Source organism: Providencia rettgeri (assembly GCF_023205015.1).
Lineage (GTDB): Bacteria > Pseudomonadota > Gammaproteobacteria > Enterobacterales > Enterobacteriaceae > Providencia > Providencia rettgeri_E.
Genome location: NZ_CP096258.1, coordinates 1598085 through 1620074 on the forward strand (window position 1 = coordinate 1598085; position 21990 = coordinate 1620074).

General features: G+C 39.2%; 20 protein-coding genes and 1 pseudogene. 20 read left to right on the forward strand and 1 reads right to left on the reverse strand.

The genetic code is table 11. The annotated features are described in order from the left end of the window. Window positions 1–455 precede the first annotated feature (455 nt). From M0M83_RS07170 to M0M83_RS07255, 18 genes and pseudogenes are all read left to right on the forward strand, one after another. Window positions 456–1700, forward strand: a complete 1245-nt coding sequence (locus M0M83_RS07170) for an ammonium transporter (protein WP_248468030.1) — start codon at window positions 456–458, stop codon at window positions 1698–1700. A 145-nt stretch (window positions 1701–1845) separates the two neighbouring features. Then, on the forward strand, window positions 1846–3393 hold the full coding sequence (locus M0M83_RS07175; RefSeq protein ID WP_248468426.1) for an ABC transporter substrate-binding protein: 1548 nt from the start codon (window positions 1846–1848) through the stop codon (window positions 3391–3393). Then, on the forward strand, window positions 3393–4361 hold the full coding sequence (locus M0M83_RS07180; RefSeq protein ID WP_125892697.1) for an ABC transporter permease: 969 nt from the start codon (window positions 3393–3395) through the stop codon (window positions 4359–4361). The genes M0M83_RS07175 and M0M83_RS07180 overlap by 1 nt, the downstream gene beginning before the upstream one ends. Then, window positions 4358–5164, forward strand: coding sequence for an ABC transporter permease (locus tag M0M83_RS07185; RefSeq protein ID WP_004256081.1), 807 nt, complete (start codon window positions 4358–4360; stop codon window positions 5162–5164). The genes M0M83_RS07180 and M0M83_RS07185 overlap by 4 nt, the downstream gene beginning before the upstream one ends. Continuing rightward, window positions 5164–5949: pseudogene (locus M0M83_RS07190) on the forward strand (ATP-binding cassette domain-containing protein). The gene M0M83_RS07185 and the pseudogene M0M83_RS07190 overlap by 1 nt, the downstream one beginning before the upstream one ends. 240 nt (window positions 5950–6189) lie before the next feature. After that, window positions 6190–6492, forward strand: a complete 303-nt coding sequence (locus M0M83_RS07195) for an urease subunit gamma (RefSeq protein WP_004256079.1) — start codon at window positions 6190–6192, stop codon at window positions 6490–6492. Between the two features lie 18 nt (window positions 6493–6510). Next, the gene (locus tag M0M83_RS07200; RefSeq protein WP_125892701.1) at window positions 6511–6936 is read left to right on the forward strand and encodes an urease subunit beta; all 426 of its coding nucleotides are present in this window, start codon (window positions 6511–6513) and stop codon (window positions 6934–6936) included. A 61-nt stretch (window positions 6937–6997) separates the two neighbouring features. Further along, on the forward strand, window positions 6998–8716 hold the full coding sequence (locus tag M0M83_RS07205) for an urease subunit alpha (RefSeq protein WP_004256069.1): 1719 nt from the start codon (window positions 6998–7000) through the stop codon (window positions 8714–8716). A gap of 62 nt (window positions 8717–8778) precedes the next feature. Beyond that, the gene (gene ureE / locus M0M83_RS07210) at window positions 8779–9435 is read left to right on the forward strand and encodes an urease accessory protein UreE (RefSeq protein WP_125892705.1); all 657 of its coding nucleotides are present in this window, start codon (window positions 8779–8781) and stop codon (window positions 9433–9435) included. A 29-nt stretch (window positions 9436–9464) separates the two neighbouring features. Continuing rightward, a complete protein-coding gene (locus M0M83_RS07215; protein WP_125892707.1) occupies window positions 9465–10151 on the forward strand; it encodes an urease accessory protein UreF in 687 nt (228 codons plus the stop codon). Between the two features lie 29 nt (window positions 10152–10180). Then, the gene (ureG, locus tag M0M83_RS07220; protein ID WP_125892750.1) at window positions 10181–10813 is read left to right on the forward strand and encodes an urease accessory protein UreG; all 633 of its coding nucleotides are present in this window, start codon (window positions 10181–10183) and stop codon (window positions 10811–10813) included. A 2-nt stretch (window positions 10814–10815) separates the two neighbouring features. Next, window positions 10816–11781, forward strand: coding sequence for an urease accessory protein UreD (locus M0M83_RS07225; protein ID WP_248468032.1), 966 nt, complete (start codon window positions 10816–10818; stop codon window positions 11779–11781). Between the two features lie 170 nt (window positions 11782–11951). Next, entirely contained in the window at window positions 11952–12941 is a 990-nt protein-coding gene (yut, locus tag M0M83_RS07230) for an urea transporter (protein WP_248468033.1), read from the forward strand. 30 nt (window positions 12942–12971) lie between these two features. Further along, a complete protein-coding gene (locus tag M0M83_RS07235; protein WP_125892711.1) occupies window positions 12972–14147 on the forward strand; it encodes an ion channel in 1176 nt (391 codons plus the stop codon). 100 nt (window positions 14148–14247) lie between these two features. Further along, window positions 14248–15483: an SLC13 family permease gene (locus tag M0M83_RS07240; protein WP_248468034.1), complete on the forward strand. Its 1236-nt coding sequence runs from the start codon at window positions 14248–14250 to the stop codon at window positions 15481–15483. Window positions 15484–15501: 18 nt separating this feature from the next. Continuing rightward, window positions 15502–16101: an ATP-binding cassette domain-containing protein gene (locus tag M0M83_RS07245; RefSeq protein ID WP_125892715.1), complete on the forward strand. Its 600-nt coding sequence runs from the start codon at window positions 15502–15504 to the stop codon at window positions 16099–16101. Window positions 16102–16251: 150 nt separating this feature from the next. After that, on the forward strand, window positions 16252–16632 hold the full coding sequence (gene crcB / locus M0M83_RS07250) for a fluoride efflux transporter CrcB (RefSeq protein WP_248468035.1): 381 nt from the start codon (window positions 16252–16254) through the stop codon (window positions 16630–16632). 12 nt (window positions 16633–16644) lie between these two features. Then, on the forward strand, window positions 16645–17022 hold the full coding sequence (locus M0M83_RS07255; RefSeq protein ID WP_248468036.1) for a CrcB family protein: 378 nt from the start codon (window positions 16645–16647) through the stop codon (window positions 17020–17022). Window positions 17023–17423: 401 nt separating this feature from the next. Here M0M83_RS07255 and M0M83_RS07260 read toward each other — a convergent pair whose 3' ends face one another. Further along, window positions 17424–18434, reverse strand: a complete 1011-nt coding sequence (locus M0M83_RS07260) for an FUSC family protein (RefSeq protein WP_125892723.1) — start codon at window positions 18432–18434, stop codon at window positions 17424–17426. 807 nt (window positions 18435–19241) lie between these two features. Here M0M83_RS07260 and M0M83_RS07265 point away from each other — a divergent pair. Beyond that, on the forward strand, window positions 19242–19760 hold the full coding sequence (locus M0M83_RS07265) for an Hcp family type VI secretion system effector (RefSeq protein ID WP_004250011.1): 519 nt from the start codon (window positions 19242–19244) through the stop codon (window positions 19758–19760). A gap of 84 nt (window positions 19761–19844) precedes the next feature. After that, window positions 19845–21986 (forward strand): type VI secretion system Vgr family protein, encoded by a 2142-nt coding sequence (locus M0M83_RS07270; protein WP_248468037.1) that lies wholly within the window; start codon window positions 19845–19847, stop codon window positions 21984–21986. The last annotated feature ends 4 nt before the right edge of the window (window positions 21987–21990 follow it).

The window sequence follows — 21990 nt, forward strand, 5'->3', positions numbered from 1 at the left end:
TGTAATCGGTTTGGCGGCTGATCTTCATAAAGCGACAAACTGTGGTTGTTGTGAGTTCTTTTGATGGTTTTTTCTTTAATAACAAATCGTTGTGTTTGATTGGTATGCCAGTTTAAAATTTTTATCTATGCGCCACTCTCAACCTCGACGACGTTTAGTCTTAAATAGCTAATTTAAACTTTAACGCTTCGTCAGTGTTAAAGTTTAATCTACTAATACTATCTATTATTGACTATCTTATATTAAAATTTAAACGTTAAAATGAACAACTCATTATTTTTGTTATGGTTAATAATTCTATTGATTATCTCACTGAATGTTATATTATGAAAATAGACAACTAAGTAATTTCACTTTAAATATATAAACAATTATTAAACTGCTATAAATATGAAATAATTATTACTTATTTCGATATTCTAAATATGAATACATTCATTGGAGAGTATTAATTAATGAATAATATACTTGCAGTATTGGATGTCCCAAATACAGCATTTATGCTGCTTTGTACAAGTCTTGTTATGCTAATGACTCCTGGACTTGCTTTTTTCTATGGTGGATTAGTCTCTCGTAAAAGTGTTATTACCATTATGTCCCAGAGTTTCTTTTCTATGGGGTGGGTGGCAATTATTTGGTTCGTGGTTGGTTATTCATTATCGTTCGGTCCCTCGATTAATGGGATTGTTGGCGACCCATTTTATTATGCATTCTTGAATAATATAAGTCCTCAAACGATGTATACCGGTAATGATGGCGGCTTACCAATACTGGTTCATTTTGGATATCAAATGATGTTTGCGATTATTACCCCAGCCTTGATTACAGGAGCTTTCGCAAATAGAGTTAATTTCCCTGCTTATCTCATCTTTTTAACCTTATGGACATTATTTGTCTATGCACCGTTCGTTCATATGGTTTGGAGCCCAGATGGCATCTTTGCTAAATGGGGAGTTGTTGATTTTGCGGGTGGTATTGTCGTTCACGCAACAGCAGGCTTCGCTGCAATAGCTTCGGCGTTATATGTAGGAAAAAGAGTCGTTAAGTCAGATGGTACTCATAATATTCCTTATATTGCACTTGGCGCGGCTTTATTGTGGTTTGGTTGGTATGGTTTTAACGCTGGATCTGAACTGCAAGTCAACACCGTAACCGTTTCGGCGTTTATTACTACCGATATTGCGGCTGCATTTGCAGCAATTACTTGGTTTATTATTGAACGCTTGCATACAGGAAAACCTAAACTTGTCGGCTTTTTAACAGGTGCAGTAGCAGGTTTAGCCACGATTACACCTGCTTCAGGTTATGTTTCAATTGGTTCTGCGGCAATTATCGGGGTTATTGCCAGTATCGTCTGTTATACCTGTGTTTTCTTAGTCCGACGCCATTTAGACGATGCATTAGATGTATTCGGTGTGCACGGTATTGGTGGTATTACAGGCTCGATTTTAGTCGGTGTATTTGCATCAACGGTTTGGAATGCGAAAGGGCCAGCAGGGTTAATTGAAGGAAACGGAATGCAAATTGTGAAGCAAACTGTGGCCGTTGTCTTTACCAGTATTTGGTCCTTTGTCTTTACAATCTTAATTCTTTGGATAATCAATAAATTTACGCCAGCCAGAGTTGACCAAAGTGCTGTTGGTGACAATTTAGATACCGTTGAATTTGATGAAGATGCATATCGAGAAAAAGCAGATTAGTTATCAAATATATTATTTCTTGCAGTTTATCCTAATTGGTGGGTTTATTTGAACCATCGGTTGGGATAGCAGCTAAATACAACTGGTAATTTAGGATGGGTATATGAAAAAGAAGATAGCAATAGCTATTCAGGCTATTTGTTTTATGGGGCTATCGATGGGAGCAAATGCTGCGACCGATATACAGCAACCACAAACTTTGCGTCTAGCGATTGGCTCTGAGCCAACCGAAGGGTTTGATCCGATGTTAGGTTGGAGCCACGGCAGCTATTTACTTTTGCATAGTCCATTATTAAAACAAAAAGCTGATTTATCATGGCACAGCTATATGCTTGAAAAATATGAGCATTCAGATGACGGTAAAGAGTGGACGTTAAAATTAAAAGACGGACTAAAATTTTCCGATGGCTCCCCATTAACCGCAAAAGATGTTGTTTTTACCTATAACAACGCCGCCGAAAGTGGTGGAAAAGTCGATATGGGGAACTTTGCGAAAGCAGAGGAAATCACCCCATCTACTGTGAGAATGACTCTATCTGCTCCACAAAGTACCTTTATTAACGTATTAGGTTCATTAGGGATTGTTTCTGCGGATAAATATGATGCGAAAAAATACGCTCATAATCCTATCGGAGCAGGTCCTTATCGCTTAGTGAACTTTCAACCAGGTCAGCAATTAATTGTTGAAAGAAACCCATTTTATGCGGGGCCTAAAAACGATTTCGATAAAATGGTTTTTGTTTTCTTGAATGAAGATGGTGCTTTTGCTGCCGCTCAAAGTGGTGAATTAGATATTGTTCGTATTCCTGCAGCCGTGGCGAGTAATGCAAAAGATGTGAAAAGCATGAGGTTGATTGAGCGTCACAGTGTTGAAAACCGAGGGATTTCCTTCCCAATTCCACCTGCGGGAGAAAAAAATGCATCAGGCGACCCAATTGGTAACGACATTACTTCCGATGTTGCTATTCGCAAAGCGATCAACTACGCCATTGACCGTAAGCTATTAGCAGATGCGGTATTAGAAGGTTTTGCGATCCCCGCATATACTGGCGTTGAAGGCCTACCTTGGAATAATCCTCAATCTTCATTCAAAGATGGAGATGTCGAAAAAGCAAAAACGATACTTGAAGATGCTGGCTGGAAGCTGAATAAAGACGGCTTAAGAGAAAAAGGTGGCAAAGTGGCGAAACTGACGCTTTGGTACGCCAGTGGTGACAGCACTCGTCGTGATTTAGCTCAAGCCGTAAGGGCTAGCTTAAAGCCAATTGGTATTGAGATGGATTTAAAATCAGGCAGCTGGGAAACCGTGGAAAAGTACATGCATGCCAATCCAACATTGTTTGGGTGGGGGAGTCTTGACCCGATGGAACTGGTTCATAACTACAGCAGTAAAGCCGCTGGTGTGGGGTTCTATAACGCGGGTTACTACAAAAATCCAGCAGTCGATAAGGTGATAGAAGAAGCACTTCGTCAGCCAGACCAAGATGCAGCAATTCCATTTTGGCAGAAAGTGGATTGGGATGGCAAAACAGGAACAGGTATCCAAGGTGACGCCGCTTGGGCTTGGTTAATGAACGTACAACATCTTTATTTATTGAATAACTGTGTTGAGCTAGGTAAGGGAGCACCTGAAATTCATGGTTCATGGTCAGTATTGAATAATGTGGATGATTGGGCGTGGACCTGTAAATAATGCGGACAACCATCAGGCTTTTATTGCGGTTTATTTGTTTATTATTAGTGACGGCATTTGGGGTTTTTATTCTCCTAAGCTATTCACCAATAGACCCAATTAAAGCCTACATTGGCAATGATTTAATGCATGTTCCCCCCGAGCAATATCCATTGATTGCAGCTCGTTGGGGGCTTGATCAGCCATTATGGATGCAGTTCTGGCATTGGTTTTCTCAGTTATTACAAGGTGATATGGGGTACTCCATGCTCTATAACACCCCTGTTTCACAAGTTATTGCTGATAGGTTAGCGCCTTCATTAGCTTTGTTATTATCGGCATGGCTATTTTCTGGAGTGATGGGTTTTGGTTTAGGGTTGGTAGCCGGGCGTTACCTAAATAGATGGCCGGATAAAGCCATTTCAACACTATCTTATTTATTGGCTTCAATTCCTGTTTTTTGGGTTGGCTTACTTTTATTGTCACTTTTTGCCGTTTCATTACAGTGGGCGCCAATTTGTTGCGCTTGGCCTATAGGCTTAGATGAACAAACATCAACATTGTCACAAAAAGTGCATCATCTTGTGTTACCTGTAGTGGCTCTAGGGATGTTGGGTATTGGTAATATAGCTCTGCATACTCGTTCGAAAGTTGCTGAGGTGATGAACAGCGAGTTTATCCACTATGCGAAAGCACAAGGGGATAAAGGGTGGCCAATGGTTAGCTTTCATGTTGTAAAGCATGCGATTACACCCGCAATATGTTTACAGTTTGCTTCAATGGGAGAATTGCTCAGTGGTGCATTGCTAGCAGAAAAGGTGTTTGCTTACCCAGGCTTAGGGCAAGCAACCATTGATGCGGGTTTGCGGGGTGACATCCCTTTATTAATGGGGATCGTGATGTTATGTGCGGTAGTGATTTTCTTTAGTAACAGCATTTCTGACATGATGCTCAAGAGCGTGAATAAAGGGGTACTCCGAGAGCCATGACTTATAACCCAAATAAGGCTTTAATTAAGTTAGTTATTTCCTTGTTGTGCTTATTCGCTTTAGGGGCTTATGCTGCATGGCTTTCCCAAACTGATGTGGAAGTGAATTTACTCGATCGCCGGCAAGCGCCATCGTGGATACATTTATTTGGTACTGATAATTTAGGTCGAGACTTGTGGGACAGAGTATTCCAAGGAATAGCGACCAGCTTACAAATTGGCACCATTGCAGCGGTATCGAGCGGAGCGATAGCCCTCGTGATGGCAAGTTTATCCTCATTTAGTAAGACGATGGATTATGTTATACGTGGATGTATTGATTCGTTATTAGCACTACCTCACTTGTTATTGCTGATATTGATTTGCTTTACATTAGGTGGTGGCAAAGTGGGCGTAATTTGGGCGGTTGCGTTGACACACTGGCCAAAGTTGACGTTGATTTTACGTTCCGAGTTGCTCCGAGTGCAGCAGACAGATTACATCATGTTATCGAAACGGATTGGAAATAGTGCGCTCTACCGATGCCGATATGACTATTTACCGATGATCCTTTCACAATGGTTAGTGGGGACATTATTGATGTTCCCACATGCGATACTACACAGTGCAGCACTGAGTTTTTTGGGTTTTGGTTTGTCTCCACATGAAGCATCGTTAGGCATTTTACTTTCCGATGCATTGCGTTACTTGAGCACAGGAGCATGGTGGTTAGCCATGTTTCCGGGCATCGCATTAGTTGGTTTAGTGCTGTTATTCGATCAATTTGCTAAAGCAGTACAACAATTATGGTTGAGGAGCGATTGATGCTAAGTTTTGATAACCTTACGATTGATGTTGCGAAATTTCGCTGGCTAGGCAAAAAACAGTGGTCTCCGCTTTTACAAGATATTTCATTGGATGTGGTTCCAGGTGAAATGGTTGCATTGGTAGGAGGAAGTGGGGAAGGGAAAAGTTTACTACTGCAAAGCAGTTTAGGTTTGTTACCTGAAAATATGCGTTGCCGTGGTGATATTGTGCTAAATGGACGTCAGTTAACAGAAAAGTCAAAAAAACAATATCGCGGTAATTCATTGTGCTATATCCCTCAAGGGGTTAGCGCATTAAACCCTCTTATTAAGATAGGACCTCAACTTGAACGTGCCGCTATCTTAAGTGGGAAACATATTCAAATGCATGACGTCGCGTTGCACTTACAACAATATAATTTACAAGCAGATTTAATCCATAGTTATCCCAATAAGCTTTCCGGGTGAATGGCAAAACGAGTTCTGGCTTGTAGCGCGACACTTTCCCAAGCTGAATATATTCTTGCGGATGAAATTTCATCTTGGCTAGACGATGAACATGCGATGCAACTTCTACGACATATCAAATCTCTTTGCTTTGATGGTAAAGGTGTTTTGTGGGTTACTCACGACCTTGCAATGGCTGTTCGTTTCGCTGATCGCATTGCGTTATTACGTAATGGTGTTTTAGAAGAAGTACTCAGTAGTGAAAGATTAAAGCAAGGCGGAGGCGGGAAATGGTTTCAATCTCTATGGAATTCTTTGCCGGAACAACAATTTATGAATTGGACTAATAAAAAATAAAAAATAAAAAATAAAAAATAAAAAATAAAAAATAAAAAATAAATATTAGGAATAGCCAATATATATCCTGTCTTATTTTGATTAATTAAATTGGAATATTGATTGGTTAGAGTTTTATTAAATTTGTCGTTATTAGATGTTTAATTCAATTTATATTTTATAAATATAGCGAGTATTAGCTCGGAAAATGATTATTTATCAATATTAACAATGTTAAGTTTTATCAATTGAGGAGGCGTTATGCAATTAACCCCAAGAGAAATTGAAAAATTGATGGTTTATACACTCGCAGATGTGGCTGAAAAACGTCGTGCACGTGGTGTGAAATTAAATTATCCAGAAGCTGTTGCCATTATTACAGTCACTGCCCTTGAAGGGGCTCGTGATGGTAAAACTGTTGAAGATGTAATGAAAGAAGCAGCGACTGTTTTAACAAAAAAAGACGTAATGGATGGTGTAGGAGACTTAATTCCAAATGTGCAGGTTGAAGCGATTTTTACTGATGGTACTCGTTTAGTGACAGTCCACAATCCGATTAAATAAATGAAGGAGAGGTGAATCATGAGTAATTCAAAAGTAGACATTAAAGTTCCGACTCCTTTAGGTGGTGTTATTTTTGCTGATGATCCTATTGAGTTCAATGTCGGTAAACCTGAAACAAAAATTAAAGTTCGTAATACGGGCGACAGGCCAGTGCAAATTGGTTCCCACTTCCATTTTTTTGAAGTTAACCATGCATTAGAGTTCGACCGTGCAGCGGCTTACGGTAAGCGTTTAAATATTGCCTCTACAACGGCAATTCGTTTTGAGCCAGGTGATGAAGTAGAAGTTTCACTGATCCCTTACGGCGGAAAACAAAGTGTATATGGGTTTAATAACCTTGTTGATGGTTGGGCGGGTGATAACGTTGCCGCTACTGAACGTCCTGCTAAAGCAATCGCCTTAAATAAAGCAATTGCTCGTGGTTTTAAGCATAAGGAACAGTAAGCGCATTAGATGTCAGCAATGATAAATAACAATTCACCTTCTTCACATTAAGGTAAATAACATGCCAAAAATTTCTAGACAAGAATACAACGGTTTATTCGGGCCAACAGTTGGCGATAAAATTCGTTTAGGCGATACTGACTTATATATTGAAATCGAAAAAGATTTACGTGGATATGGCGAAGAGTCTGTTTATGGTGGTGGTAAATCTTTACGCGATGGTATGGGCGCGAATAATACTTTCACTAGCGATAATGGTGTTTTAGATTTAGTAATTACTAACGTCACCATCGTCGATGCGCGTTTAGGCGTGATTAAAGCGGATGTGGGGATTAAAGCGGGTAAAATCGTTGGTGTTGGTAAAAGTGGTAACCCAAATATTCAAGATAACATTACACCGGGCATGGTTGTTGGGGTATCAACAGATGCTATTTCTGGTGAACACTTAATTTTAACAGCTGCAGGTATTGATACTCATATCCATTTAATTTCTCCGCAACAAGCTTATGCGGCGTTATCCAACGGTGTGACAACCTTCTTTGGCGGTGGTATTGGTCCAACCGATGGAACTAACGGTACAACAGTAACCGCAGGTCCTTGGAATATGCGTTCTATGTTACGTGCAATCGAAGGCTTGCCAATTAACGTGGGTATTTTAGGGAAAGGCAACTCTTATACGCGCGAACCATTGATAGAACAATTGGTTGCGGGTGCAGCGGGTCTGAAAGTGCATGAGGACTGGGGCGCAACAGGGAACGCTATCCGCCATGCGCTACGTATTGCTGATGAGTTTGATGTACAAATTTCTGTGCATACAGATAGTTTGAATGAAGGTGGTTATGTTGAAGATACCATCGAAGCATTCGAAGGCAGAACTATCCACACTTATCACACAGAGGGTGCTGGTGGTGGACATGCCCCTGATATTATTAAAGTTGTTAGCCAACCTAACGTATTACCAAGCTCAACAAACCCAACATTACCGTTCGGTGTTAACAGCCAATCAGAGTTATTTGACATGATTATGGTATGTCATAACTTGAACCCAAATATTCCGTCGGATGTTTCATTTGCAGAAAGCCGTGTTCGCCCTGAAACCATTGCAGCAGAAAACGTACTACATGATATGGGTGCTATTTCGATGTTCTCAAGTGACTCACAAGCAATGGGACGTGTGGGTGAAAACTGGTTACGTATTGTTCAGACTGCCAATGCGATGAAAGCTTCTCGTGGCAAACTACCTGAAGATGCACCGGGAAATGATAACTTCCGTGTTCTACGTTACGTGGCAAAAATCACTATTAACCCAGCAATTGCTCAAGGTATCAGCCATATCTTAGGTTCGATTGAAGTTGGGAAAATGGCTGATCTCGTATTATGGGACCCGCGTATGTTTGGGGCTAAACCTAAACTGGTTATTAAAGGTGGCATGATCAACTGGGCTGCAATGGGTGACCCAAATGCTTCCTTACCAACACCACAGCCAGTTTTCTATCGCCCAATGTTTGGTGCGATGGGTAAAACTGTTAATGACACTTGTGTGACTTTTGTTTCACAAGCCGCATTAGATGATGGCATTAAAGAAAAAGCAGATCTTGAACGCCAAGTGATTGCTGTTAATAACTGCCGAGCAATCGGGAAGCGTGATTTAGTGCGTAACGGTGAAACACCAAATATCGAAGTTGATCCTGAAACTTTTGCTGTAAAAGTGAATGGTGAACATGCAACTTGCCAGCCGATTAGCGAAGCCGCAATGAATCAACGTTATTTCTTTAGCTAATTGTACATGTTTGGATTATCTGCCTGCCAGTGGTGGGCAGAATTAACATAAAAGGTAATATTATGATCATTATTGAACATATTCTTGGCAATGTTAAAAAAGACCCAGTGTGGCAAGCACGCCAGAAAAATGCCGATGTTGATACGTTGATTCTTGATCAACGAGAAGCACAGAAAAGCCGCTGTCGAAAAAATACGGAAAAAGGCCAAGACTTGGGTATCGCGCTGGACAGAAACGTCTTGTTATCGGATGGCGACGTTCTGCTATTTGATGAAGCCACCAACACAATGACGGTAGTTCAGATCTCTTTACGTGACGTCATGATGGTCAATTTATCCCATCTGAAAAACTTAAGCACAGAAGAGCATATTCGTATTAGTTTTGAATTAGGGCATGCTTTAGGAAACCAACATTGGAAAGCTGTTTTAAAGGGGGATCTTGTTTACGTGCCATTAACGGTAAGTGAAAAAGTGATGGGATCAGTGATGCGTACACATGGGTTCGGTGAAGAAACATTTGCCTTTGTGAAGGGTGAAAGCATTTTACCTGAATTGAGTCACTCTGAAGCACGCTTATTATTTGGTGGTGCAGAGGAAACGGATACGCATGTTCATGTGGAGTTAGGACAGATCCACGGACACAACCACAGTCATGATCACAGCCATGGGCACGATCACAGTCATAATCACCATCATGACCACACTCATACACACAAATAACGTTCGTGTTCATGAGTAAGGAAAGTGATATGGAAGCATCTGACCTAATTAGAATTATGCAATTTGGTGATTCAGCGCTACCAGTTGGTGCGTTCACATTTTCAAATGGGGTTGAATCCGCCATTCAAAAAGGTGTTGTCCACGACAAAGAAACGTTGAAATCCTTTGTTCACACGTCTTTGAAGGTCGCAGCTCATTCAGATTGCATTGCGATTGTGGCGGCACATCGTGCCATTCTTGCACAAGATCATGACGCATTAACGAAGATTGATTGGGCAGTGCATAATCGCAAGTTGAATGAAGAAGCGCGAATAATGACGACTCGAATGGGAAAAAAACTCGCTGAAATCTCAGTTCATATTTTTGATGACCCACAAGTGAGTGGGTGGCTTGCAAAAATTAAAGCCAATGAGGTTCCAGGGACCCAGCCGGTCATACAAGCCATTGTTATGGCGGTACAGGGGATCACCGAAAGAGATGTTGTTGTGATGCACCAATATGGTATTGCCATGACAATCTTAAGTGCTGCGATGCGATTAATGCGTATCACACACTATGAAACACAGCATATTCTTTTTGAATTAAATGAAGAAATTAAGGCTTTTTGTGACATCGCAGCCTGTGGTGATATAGAGCAAATGTCCTCATATGTTCCTGTTATTGATGTCTTAGCTGCGGTACACACTAAATCGTTTGTTCGTTTATTTATGAATTAGCGAACAACTAAAAATTTTGGGGAAAAACGATGAAAAAAATGACTCGGATTGGAATTGGTGGGCCTGTTGGTTCAGGAAAAACGGCAATTATTGAGGTGATCACCCCGATCCTTATTGAAAGAGGCATTAAACCACTAATCATCACAAACGATATTGTGACGACCGAAGATGCGAAACAAGTAAAACGCACCTTGAAAGGTATTCTTGATGAAGAGAAAATTTTAGGTGTTGAAACTGGGGCATGTCCTCACACTGCGGTACGTGAAGACCCAAGTATGAACATTGCTGCAGTTGAAGACATGGAAGAACGTTTCCCTGATAGCGACGTGATCATGATTGAAAGCGGTGGAGATAATTTAACATTGACCTTTAGCCCTGCACTCGCGGACTTTTACATCTATGTTATTGATGTGGCTGAAGGTGAAAAAATTCCACGTAAAAATGGCCCAGGCTTAGTACAAGCTGATATTTTAGTTATTAATAAGATTGACTTAGCGCCGTATGTTGGTGCTAGCCTTGAAGTGATGGAGCATGACACTAAAGTCGTTCGTGGGGACCGTCCTTACGTACTAACTAACTGTAAAACAGGAGAAGGGGTTGTTGAGCTAGTTGATATGATCATGGATAAATTCCTCTTTACGCACCAAGTTCCAAGGGGGTAAAGATGACGAATTTCAGGGCTGATATAGCAAATACTCCAGCGCGTGTTAAAGCTCATATTTTAGGTAGCAATGCCCCTGAACTCGCCGCATATCAAGATGAACCGAAGCAAATGCAAAGTGGTGCAGTTGGTAAAAGTGGTTACTTAAAATTAAGGTTTGCTCAGGGTGAATATCGTAGTGAGCTGGTGGAAATGGAGCGTCGTGTTCCCTCTTTAGTGCAAAAAGCGCTGTATTGGGATGAATTGATGCCCCAGCTACCCTGCGTCACTATGATCTCTACCTCTGGTAGCTTATTACAAGGCGATAGACAAGCTCTTGATATTATAGTTGAAAAGGGTGCTTGTGCTCATGTAACAACGCAATCTGCGACCAAAGTTCATATGATGGAAGCGAACTATGCTACTCAGTACCAAAATATTATTGTTGAGGAGGATGGGTATTTAGAATATTTACCCGATCCTATCATTCCTCACCGTAATTCTCGGTTTATTACTGACACGCGGATTAATATTCACCCAAGTGCAACGATGATTTACTCAGAAATATTGATGTCAGGACGAAAGTATCATCATCCTGATGAACAGTTTGGCTTTGATGTTTTCTCATCACATATTCGAGCAGAGTCATCGTCCAATAAAGAACTGTTTGTTGAGAAATACATTTTAGAGCCAAAAAAATCACCGCTAAATATTACTGCAGTTATGGATAGCTTCGATACTTTTGGCAATGTGATTTTATTGACACCGAAAATTCACCATGAACGTATTCTAGAACGTCTAGATGCGATATATGACCCGAAAAATGAAATTGCTTTTGGTGCAACTCAATTACCGAATGATTGTGGATTAATATTTAAAGCGTTGGGTGTTGATAGTCCAAAAGTAAAGGATGCTGTTAGGTATTTTTGGCAAATAGCGAGAGAAGAAATATTAGGTATTTCGCTACAAGAGCCTTTTTTATGGCGTTAAATATGATTCGATGTATTAAATGTATTTTATTGCATTTAATACATCGTGGTAATGATTGTCATAAAATGACTGAAATAACCTGCTAGGTTATCAAGGTAATTTATTAATATATTATCAGTAGAGTGATTTTTATAAATCCTCTACTGATATTCCTATTAAGGAATTATAGGATGGAAAAAGTAATAAATCAGAACGCTTGGAATAAGTTAGCCAGCGAAAATATGACGATTCAATTTATTGATGTCGTCTTGCGTGGATGTGCTCAAGTTATGTTTCAAAATAACGCACTAACCGGACTTCTATTTTTTATTGCGATTTTCATCGGTGCGTTTTTAGAAGGAATGCCACAAGTCGCTTTAGGCTGTTTGTTAGGTACGGTTGTCGCTACGCTGACAGCTTATATTAGTAAATTAGATACTGAATCGTTGCGCTCGGGGCTTTATGGTTACAATGGTTGTTTAGTGGGGGTTGCATTACCGACTTTCTTAGAGAATGCCCCATTTGTTTGGGTAACTATCGTATTGGGGAGCATCGTTTCGGTTATAGCGACTATCTCTTTAATGGATTTTCTTAAGAATTGGAAAGTTGCAGCACTAACAGCGCCTTTTGTTTTAGTATCATGGATTATTTTGCTTGCGAGTTACAACTTCTTAGGTATTGAAGGCGTTGCATTACCGACTCCTGCACTACCTAAACAACTTATTGAACCTATTGGGTTAATTCCACATAGCGATCTGGTTGCTGATGTTTTCCGTGGTATTTCTGAAGTTTTTTTACTTAGTAGCATGATTGTTGGCATCATCTTTGTCATTGGCCTAGCGGTTAGTTCTATATGGGCAGCGATATTTGCTGTATTTGGTTCTCTTCTTGCCTTTATTGTTGCAACTCTTTTAAAAGGTGACTTTGCGAGTATTCATACTGGGTTATATTCGTTTAGTGCTGTATTAACTGCAATTGCTTTAGGTTCTACCTTTAATAAGCCGAGCTATCGCGTGGTCGTCTATGCCATCGTTGGTGTGATATTTACCGTATTTGTTCAAGGGGCACTCGACATAATTCTTGAACCATTTGGTATTCCGACCTTAACGATGCCATTTGTTCTCGCATCATGGTTATTTCTAGTACCGAACCAAGATATTATGCCTAAGCATCGACAGTAATATTTGCACTAAAACTTTTGGTATTCAATTATGAAAAAAAATGCAATATATAAATATATTCAAAATATGAGAATGCTACGCTTAGTGCTCGCATTATTAATACTTGCTGATGGGATATTGATTATTCTCCCCATAATCTCAACTTATGATCTTCATTTATACCCCCAACATTTAGGTTTTGTTGATTGGCTACAATCATTAGGACTGGTTAAATTATTAGATATTCCAAGATTTGCTATTGGCATTGTGCTCATTATTCTAGCTATTCCTATTTACTTAGGTCTACGCATCGGTTGGTTATTCAGCTGTTTTATGCTGTTTATTATCATGTTAATTAACTTGGTATTAGCAAGAGAAAATGTTCTGACTGGAACTTTTTCACTAATAGTATTGATTATTGCCGCTGCAAATTGGAAAGCATTTAATCGTCATAGCTTATCTGGTGCAGGCTTTGTTGCTTTCATGAGCTTAAGCGTACTATTAGGTTATTCTGTATTTGGTACTTTATATTTAGGCGAGCAATTTCAACCCCATGTTACTGACATCTCATCTGCATTCTATTTTGCTTTGGTATGTATGACGACGGTAGGCTTTGGTGACATTGTTCCGATTAGTGTTGAGGCAAGACTGTTTACAATTTCGATTGTTATTTTAGGTATTACAATTTTTACAACCTCTATTGTGTATTTTCTAGGGGTATTTGCAAAAAGCACACAAGAAATTGTTAAGAAGAGATTATTCCGTATGAAAAACCACTATATTATTGTTGGCGCAAGCCCCTTAGCTTTAAACACCTACCACGGATTAAGAAAGCGTGACTTAGACGTTATGGTACTTTGCCATGAAGATCAAAAAAAGAGCTATCCAGATAATGCGCAAGTTATTACCACGGAACAAATTAATAAACATGCATTAAATAGTGCTAACTTAGGTCAGGCAAAAGCCTTATTTATTCTTGGTGGTTCTGATTCGGAAAACACCATCTCTATGTTAGCTGCGAAAGAAATTGTCGGCGGAAATATTAAAAGCGTCATTGCTGTAAATGATGATAAAAATTACGAAAATATGCAACTATTACATGCAGATTTACTTATTTCGCTTTCATCTTTAGGAAGTGAAGTCTTGATTAAAATGATCTTTGGCGAAAACATTAATAACCAAGTGATGGAGAATATTATTTTTTCAAACAACATATTAGATTCGTAATATGCTGGGAGGGCCAATGGTAAAATTGCTACTCGAGTATCTACAGTTTTATCATTTATACGAAGAAATAAAAATATAGATAAGAGATAGAGAGTTTATTATGGATCTAACCGTTATTATTTTTATTTTAGTGTATGTCGCAATGGCTTTTGGGACTTTTCCAGGGATTAAAATTGACCGTACTGGTGCATCTGTAGCGGGTGCATTAGCCATGATAGGGTTTGAGATTATCTCACCAAAATTATCTTGGGATGCAATTGATTATAGTGCAATTGGGCTATTATTTGGCTTAATGGTAGTATCTGCATCATTTACAGTATCAGGTTTTTATCACCAAGCAGCACAAAAAGTGGCAAGCTTAAACATTAGCCCACCTAAATTAATGGCCGTTTTTATTATTGTTGGGGCACTTCTTGCCTCGGTACTTACAAACGATATTGTGGTGGTGGCGATGACACCTTTATTGGTTTCCATCACATTATCCCGTGGGCTTAACCCTATTCCATTTTTACTTGGTTTTTGCTTTGCGGCCAATAACGGTGCCGCAGGATCTTTAATTGGTAGCCCTAAAAATATGGTTGTGGCACAAGGATTGGATTTATCTTTTATTGGAATACTCAATATTACAGCCATTCCAGTCTTATTTTCAGTTCCCATTGTATGGTGTGTGATTACCTTGCTTTATCGTAATCATTGGTATTTATCTGAAGATAAAAAATCATTAATGCCCCATGTTGAGCCTTCGATTATTGAATTCAATTGGTGGGAAACGATAAAAGCTGCTACGGTTTTATTTACTGTTATTTTGGCGTTTTTATTTAGTGATTTTCCGCGTGAGCTTGTTGCATTATCGGCAGCCTGTTTTTTATTGTTAAACAGAAAAATAGCATCCAGTGACATGTTAAAGCATGTTAATGGTGACTTAATTCTTCTAATGATGGGCCTATTTATTATTAATACTGCATTTTCCAATACAGGTATCCCTCAGGAAGTATTGCACTACTTATTGGGTAAAGGTATCGATCTAAATAGTCCTATTACGTTATTTTTGGTCACCATCGTGATGAGTATTTTTGTAGGGACAACACCCACGGTGATTTTATTAATCCAGTTTGTTTACCCCCATGGAAATGTTGATTTGTTAGGTGCCGCTTTAATTTTAGGTGCTTGTTTTGCAGGTAATATATTTATATTTGGCAGTATTGCTGGGATTATTGCTGTTGAGCAATCCTCAGCTCATGGTATTAAAATATCGTTTTTAGAGTTCACAAAATCAGGCGGTATTATTTCCACTATTTGTATTTTTATTGCTGTTGTTTGGTTATCCATCTATTAGCTTATAGAGAGTTTCAGTATGCTTGAAGTCAAAAACCTATGTATAAAGCAAGATAACCGTACATTATGGGATTCTGTGTCATTTTCATTGAATAACAATGAGCGACTAGGGATTTCAGCACCGAGTGGTTTTGGTAAAACAACATTAGGTCGCGTATTAGCCCAATGGCAAATGCCTACACAAGGCGATGTGCTATTTAATGGAAAAAAATTATCTCAAAAAGGGTATTGCCCTATTCAGTTAGTTCCTCAGCACCCTGAAAAATGTTTTAACCCTTATCGAACAGTTGGTGACAGCGTGAAGGATGCTTGGGAGCCTGATCCATACTACCTTGAACGGTTGTTTATTAAATCAGAGTGGTTGGTTAGAAGGCCCAGTGAACTTTCAGGGGGGGAACTTGCTCGAATTGCCTTATTAAGAGCATTAGACCCAAGAACAAAAGTTTTAATTGCAGATGAAATTACTGCACAATTAGATGCGCATTTGCAGAAAGATATATGGCAGTTTTTAATTCAACTTTCTGAAGAAAGACCATTATCGATGGTTGTTTTTAGCCATAATAAATTTCTATTGAAAAAGGTATGTACCTCGATTTGGAATATAGCCATATCAGAATGAACCGTTTTATAAGGCTAAATAAAATTACGGGGCATTTAATATTATCATTTAACGACTAGTGGTTAATCATATTCAATTAATGTGTGTAATTTAAACTTATTTTAAAAATGATATTTTTATATTTATGATATTAAATAGAAGAGGGCTGCAATGGTAGCTATTGAAATTTTACTAGTTGGCTCAGGTGGCGGTATTGGTTCACTACTTCGTTGGTGGATTGGTCGCCTAGTGGGAGAACGTTATCATGGGATGTTTCCATTATCCACATTCATTATTAATATTTCTGGCGCATTTTTTATTGGTTTTTTAAGCCGTTATTTTGCGATCGACTGGGATGACCGTTATGGGACATTTCTTCAATCAGCTATTTTAACTGGGCTACTCGGTGGCTATACGACATTCAGTAGTATGCAACTTGATGCTTTAAAATTGACTCAAACTAAACAAAAATTACTCGCACTATTTTACTTATTACTTTCGGTTTTATTTGGGTTAGCTGCGGCATTTATTGGTGCTTGGTTAGCAAACTAACAGGGGCTAAAAATGAATATTATGATCTTAGTTTTCATTGGTGGTGCAATTGGCGCAATTTCCAGAGAACTACTGATGGTGTCTGTTCCTACCATGAACAATCATTTCCCCCTTGATATATTTGTAGCAAATATTGTTGCATCCTTATTATTGGGCGTTGTTGCAGGCTTACTTATGAGAAATAAAATAAGCCAAGGGATGAATGCCTTTTTGGCTACGGGGATCATGGGAGGATTATCGACATTTTCCAGCTTCGTTTACGGTGTAGTAGAAATAATGAAGTCTCCGCAGTTATTATTGGTTGGAATGAGTTATTTGGTTTTAAGTATCGTTATTGGATTCGTTGCTATTTATATCGGATATTCAGTAGGTAATAGACAATACAGTTAGCTCTCATTCTGATATTTTTAAATTTATAAGTGAGTAAGAGGTTTTTGATATGAAAATAGGTAAATCAATATGGCATGGGATCACTTCAAAGCCTTATAGATTACAATTATTATTTGATATAATACTTTTAATATTATCACCCGTGATCTTCATAAGTATAATTGGATTTGATACTAAAACTCTAGATATGGATGTTTTTATTGTTACATTAGTTATTTTGATTTATATTTACATTACACGTTGGTTTAGCCATTGGTATTGTAAGAAACGTGAAAATAAATAATGCATTTGTGACAATCTGATAAAACTACATTCGCTTTTTTATTATAACTTGCGTTTGTTGTGGTCTAAAAAGAGGGGGCATGGTTTATTAAGATGACGCCCCTTGTTTTTCCTTGCTATTAACCTATAATTTCCTTTTTCTTTATAACCCTAAAAATGTTTAAAACTAAACTAGCAAGGATTGCAATAGCACCACCGATAAATGTCTCGTATACCCTTGATATCGGTAGTAAGTAACTTGGATCATGTAAAAATTGAGTTTCTTCAAGAAGAAGTAGAACAAAAACAGTAATAGAAAATGTTTTTAGTAGATAATTTAAACGAAAAAGTGTTGGAATGAAAAAGACAATAAAAGCTAAAGCTGCTAGGTAAATATAAGTTTCCTTTGATTTTGTTAGGCTAAACATGGAAATAACAAAAATAGCCGCCAATAGGCTTCCTAAAAATCTAAGCAAAGTAACCTTTATTATATGCATTTCTTTTGGGTGGAGTAACATAATAAATGTTAGGGGCGCCCAATAAGGTTTATATAAATTTAGGTAGTCAGGTATTGAAAGGCTTAAAAATAGGAAAAAACTGAACAAAAAAGCGCGTATATATATTTTTTCGTCACTATGATATATTTCTTTTGAAAATAATCCATTTTTAAATGCATGACTTTCAAAGTTTTTATGTTTTAGTAAGCTAAAAATAGTTAGACTAATAGCAATCCCTGAGATATAGGCCATTGGCAGGTCAAGGCTAATAGAGCCAAGTGTTGTCCCCATGGAAGAAAAGATAATCAAAAATGGAAATGTACGATCTAAGTAATCATCTTTTTTATAAAATAGATAATAGCAATATGATAAGATAAATAAGTATATATAAAAATAAACTGTTAGCTTTAGTATAAAACCAATGCCCCCACCAACGATGACCAAGCATAATAAAAAAAACACATAAAAAATATTACTACTATCAGGTTTTGTATCATAAACGATATTAGAAAATAGTGTTGTTAAAAGGCCAAATGTTCCACCAATGACACCAAATAAAAAGAAACAGACAGTTGAATTGACGATTGCAGTAATCAAAAAAACTCCGTTATTTCTAAAACTGATATATTTATTTTTATTACTCATAGCTTTCATATAAGTCACTCATTTTGTCTTTTTTAGTCGTTTTTTATCATATTTTAATTGAATTATATCATAGGCTAATGCATTTTTTATATATTACGATACTTAGAATTTGATGAAATACAGGGATTTAAGATTATAAATATTTGCTCTGAGGAATATGAGGAATATGAGGAATAACAAGTGACGGGCCGGCCACAATCAAACGCCATCTTTCTCATAATCAGAACAGATTGCGAGTAGAATGCTATAAAATTCACAGGATATTGAATAGGATAAATAAGATTAAAATTCCTTTTTCCTCATCTGCAAATTGGCTGCTCACCGATGAAAACTATCTGCTATATCTTAATTGAAACTAATCACTATTAATTTTAGATTAACAGATAATTATACTGCCAGTTTAAGCTGGTCATTTTATTGGTAGTGAAGATAATTTGAGTTTTTTGTTTTATTTGTATTAAATCATATAGTTATGATGTTTTTTTTGGAATGAAACATTTGGTTACATAGTTTATTTCTATGTACATTAGAACTTACTGAGCTTATTGCAGTTTGGTCTATTTTTTGTTCGATGATTATTCGGTTGTGATTCATTTTTTAGTGTTTTACTGGAATTATATAGCGATATTTCAACCAGTTTACGCTAAGTCACTTATCCTAGGGAGATACAAAAAGGCCGCTAGGTTTACAGTCTATCCGTAAGCTTTTATTATCCTTAACGCAAATCTTACCGTGCGCACAGGCTGAGATGACGGAAATTAATGGTTAATTATATTTACTTAACTCAATTTGTCATTATAGATAAAGGGTATCGCTATGCCAACTCCATGTTATATTTCCATTGAAGGAAAAACTCAAGGCAACATCACCGCGGGCGCATTTACTGCCGATTCTGTGGGCAACATCTATGTACAAGGTCACGAAGACCAAATGTTAGTCCAAGAATTCTCTCACGTTGTGACAGTGCCGACAGACCCGCAATCTGGTCAACCTTCAGGCCAACGCGCACATAAACCGTTCCGTTTCACGGTAGCGTTAAACAAGGCGGTTCCCCTGCTGTATAACGCGTTAGCGTCAGGTGAAATGTTGCCGAAAGTGGAACTGAAATGGTACCGCACATCAGTAGAAGGTAAACAAGAGCATTTCTTCACCACCACACTGACCGATGCAACCATCGTCAATATTGACTGCCAAATGCCTCACTGCCAAGACCCAGCGAAAGCGGATTTCACTCAGCTTATCGAAGTGTCTCTGTCTTACCGTAAAGTGGACTGGGAGCACACCGTTGCAGGCACATCCGGTGCCGATGACTGGCGCGCGCCGCTCGAAGCGTAATGCCCTTTTGACGAGTCCTTTGGGGCTCGTCACCGCTTTTATTTCGTTCCTCGCTCCTTATCCATTTTGTCATGGAGACTCGTGATGTTTAGCAAAGACCCCAAAAAAACCGCCATTGATCCTGCTTCCATGATAAAAGATGAAGCCTTAAATCAAATTAAAAATATAGTGCAATCTCAAGTCAATGAGCGGGTGTCCAGTAAAGTACAAAAAGCGGCGGCCTTGGCACAGCAAGGTGGGGCTTTGGTATCAACAGCAGCATCCATGGCAACGCAGGCGACATCCCCATTAAACAGTGTAGCCAATAATCCGCTCATTCACGGCGGTGGGTTTGGTGGTGGGTTAAAACTCGGGGGCGGGCAAACTTATTCAGAAAGTCAGGCATTACAAGCGGCTCACGGGGCATTATTGGATGCACTAGGTATGGGAAGCCTGGAAAGTGGCTTGGTGTTTACTTGCTCGATTGCTGGGTTACCGGATGAGACCTTTCAAGTCACCGAATTTAATTTAACAGAAGGGCTATCATCGTTATTTTCCCTTTCGATTAGTGCTGTCAGTGCCTTACCGTTTATTGATTTTCAGAACCACCTTGGCATCGCCTCTTCCTTAACCGTTAAGCGTGATGGTGTTCAAATCCGTAAAGTGAATGGCATTTTAGCGGGGGCCGTTCAAGGAAACACGGATGGCGTAAAGACGTGGTATCACTTTGATATTCGCCCTGAAATGTGGGTAATGACCCTTAATCAAGATAGCCGAATTTTTCAAAATCAAAATGTCCCGACGATATTAAAAACCTTGCTGGATGAAGCGCATGTGAAGTCGGACTGCAAATTTTACCGTGAGGATTTACATCCCCAACGGATTTACACCACCCAAAAGCGCGAGTCTGCGTTTGATTTTTGGTGTCGCCTTGCCTTTGAGGAAGGGATTAACTTTTGGTTTGAAGAGGACCAATTATTTTACAGTGATGAACACATGGGGATGACGGCAGGAATTTACCTGACGTATAACCCCCAAGCGGATACGGATATCAGTGACAGCACCGCCATGACATGGCAATGCGGTGAATACCTGTGTGTGGATGAAACCATTCATAAAGACAATAATTTCATTCGTCCTTCTTACCCACTTCAACATGAAAATAAATTGGAAAAAGGTGGGCAGCACAGCGTTTTTGAAAGTTACGGCCGCTTCCAATTGGATGAAGAAGGCAAACCATTCACCCAAATTCGTTTTGAACAGCTACGTAATGGGAGCAAAGTGGGTAATGCCACAACAAACTGCTTTGCCCTAATGCCGGGTAAAATTTTTACGCTATCGAATCACCCCCACCTACCAATGAATGACAGCTGGCAAGTGATCAGCGTGAGCCATCATGGTGTTCAACCTCTGGCAGACAATGGTGGCGGAGAAGGTACTCAGTTGTCGAACAGTGTTTCTTTTATCCCTGGCACGCAAGAGTGGCGGCCACCTTATCGTTATAAACCAACCGCGGATGGGGATGAAGTTGCCACCGTCGTGGGCCCTCCGGGTGAAGAAATCTATGTCAATGAACATGGTGCGGTGAAAGTCCATTTTCACTGGGACAGACGTGGAGAGCCTGACCACAGTGCCTCGTGCTGGGTGCGTGTTGCCATGGGTTGGAGCGGTGGCGGCTATGGTTTTTCTGCGGTACCACGCATTGGGACGGTCGTTCAAATCAGTTACCTGAATGGTGATATCGATAGGCCGATTATCACAGGATGTACTTACGATGGGCGCAATGCGACTCCAATCAGTTTTCCTGAAAATAAAACCCGTACCACGTTTCGGACGAAAACCCATAAAGGGGAGGGGTTTAACGAACTGCGCTTTGAGGATGAGAACGGCAAGCAGGAAGTGTTTATTCATGCCCAAAAGGACATGAATACTAAAGTGTTGAATAATCGGACTACGCATGTGCTTCATGACCATGTAGAGGTTATTGATAACAATCAAGCCATGTTGGTCAAAGGCAATCGAACTGAAAATATTGATCAAGATAACACGGAAACGGTGGGGCAACACAAGCGCATCACGGTGGGGAATACCCTTTCAATCAATGTGGGCGACGTGATTGAGCTGCGTTGTGGCGCAAGTGTTCTGCGTATGGACAGTGGCGGCCATGTCACGATCAATGGAACGGAATTTAAGTTTAATGCATCAGGCCCAGTGCAGATTACGGGTAAAGATGTGGATATAAATTAAGGAA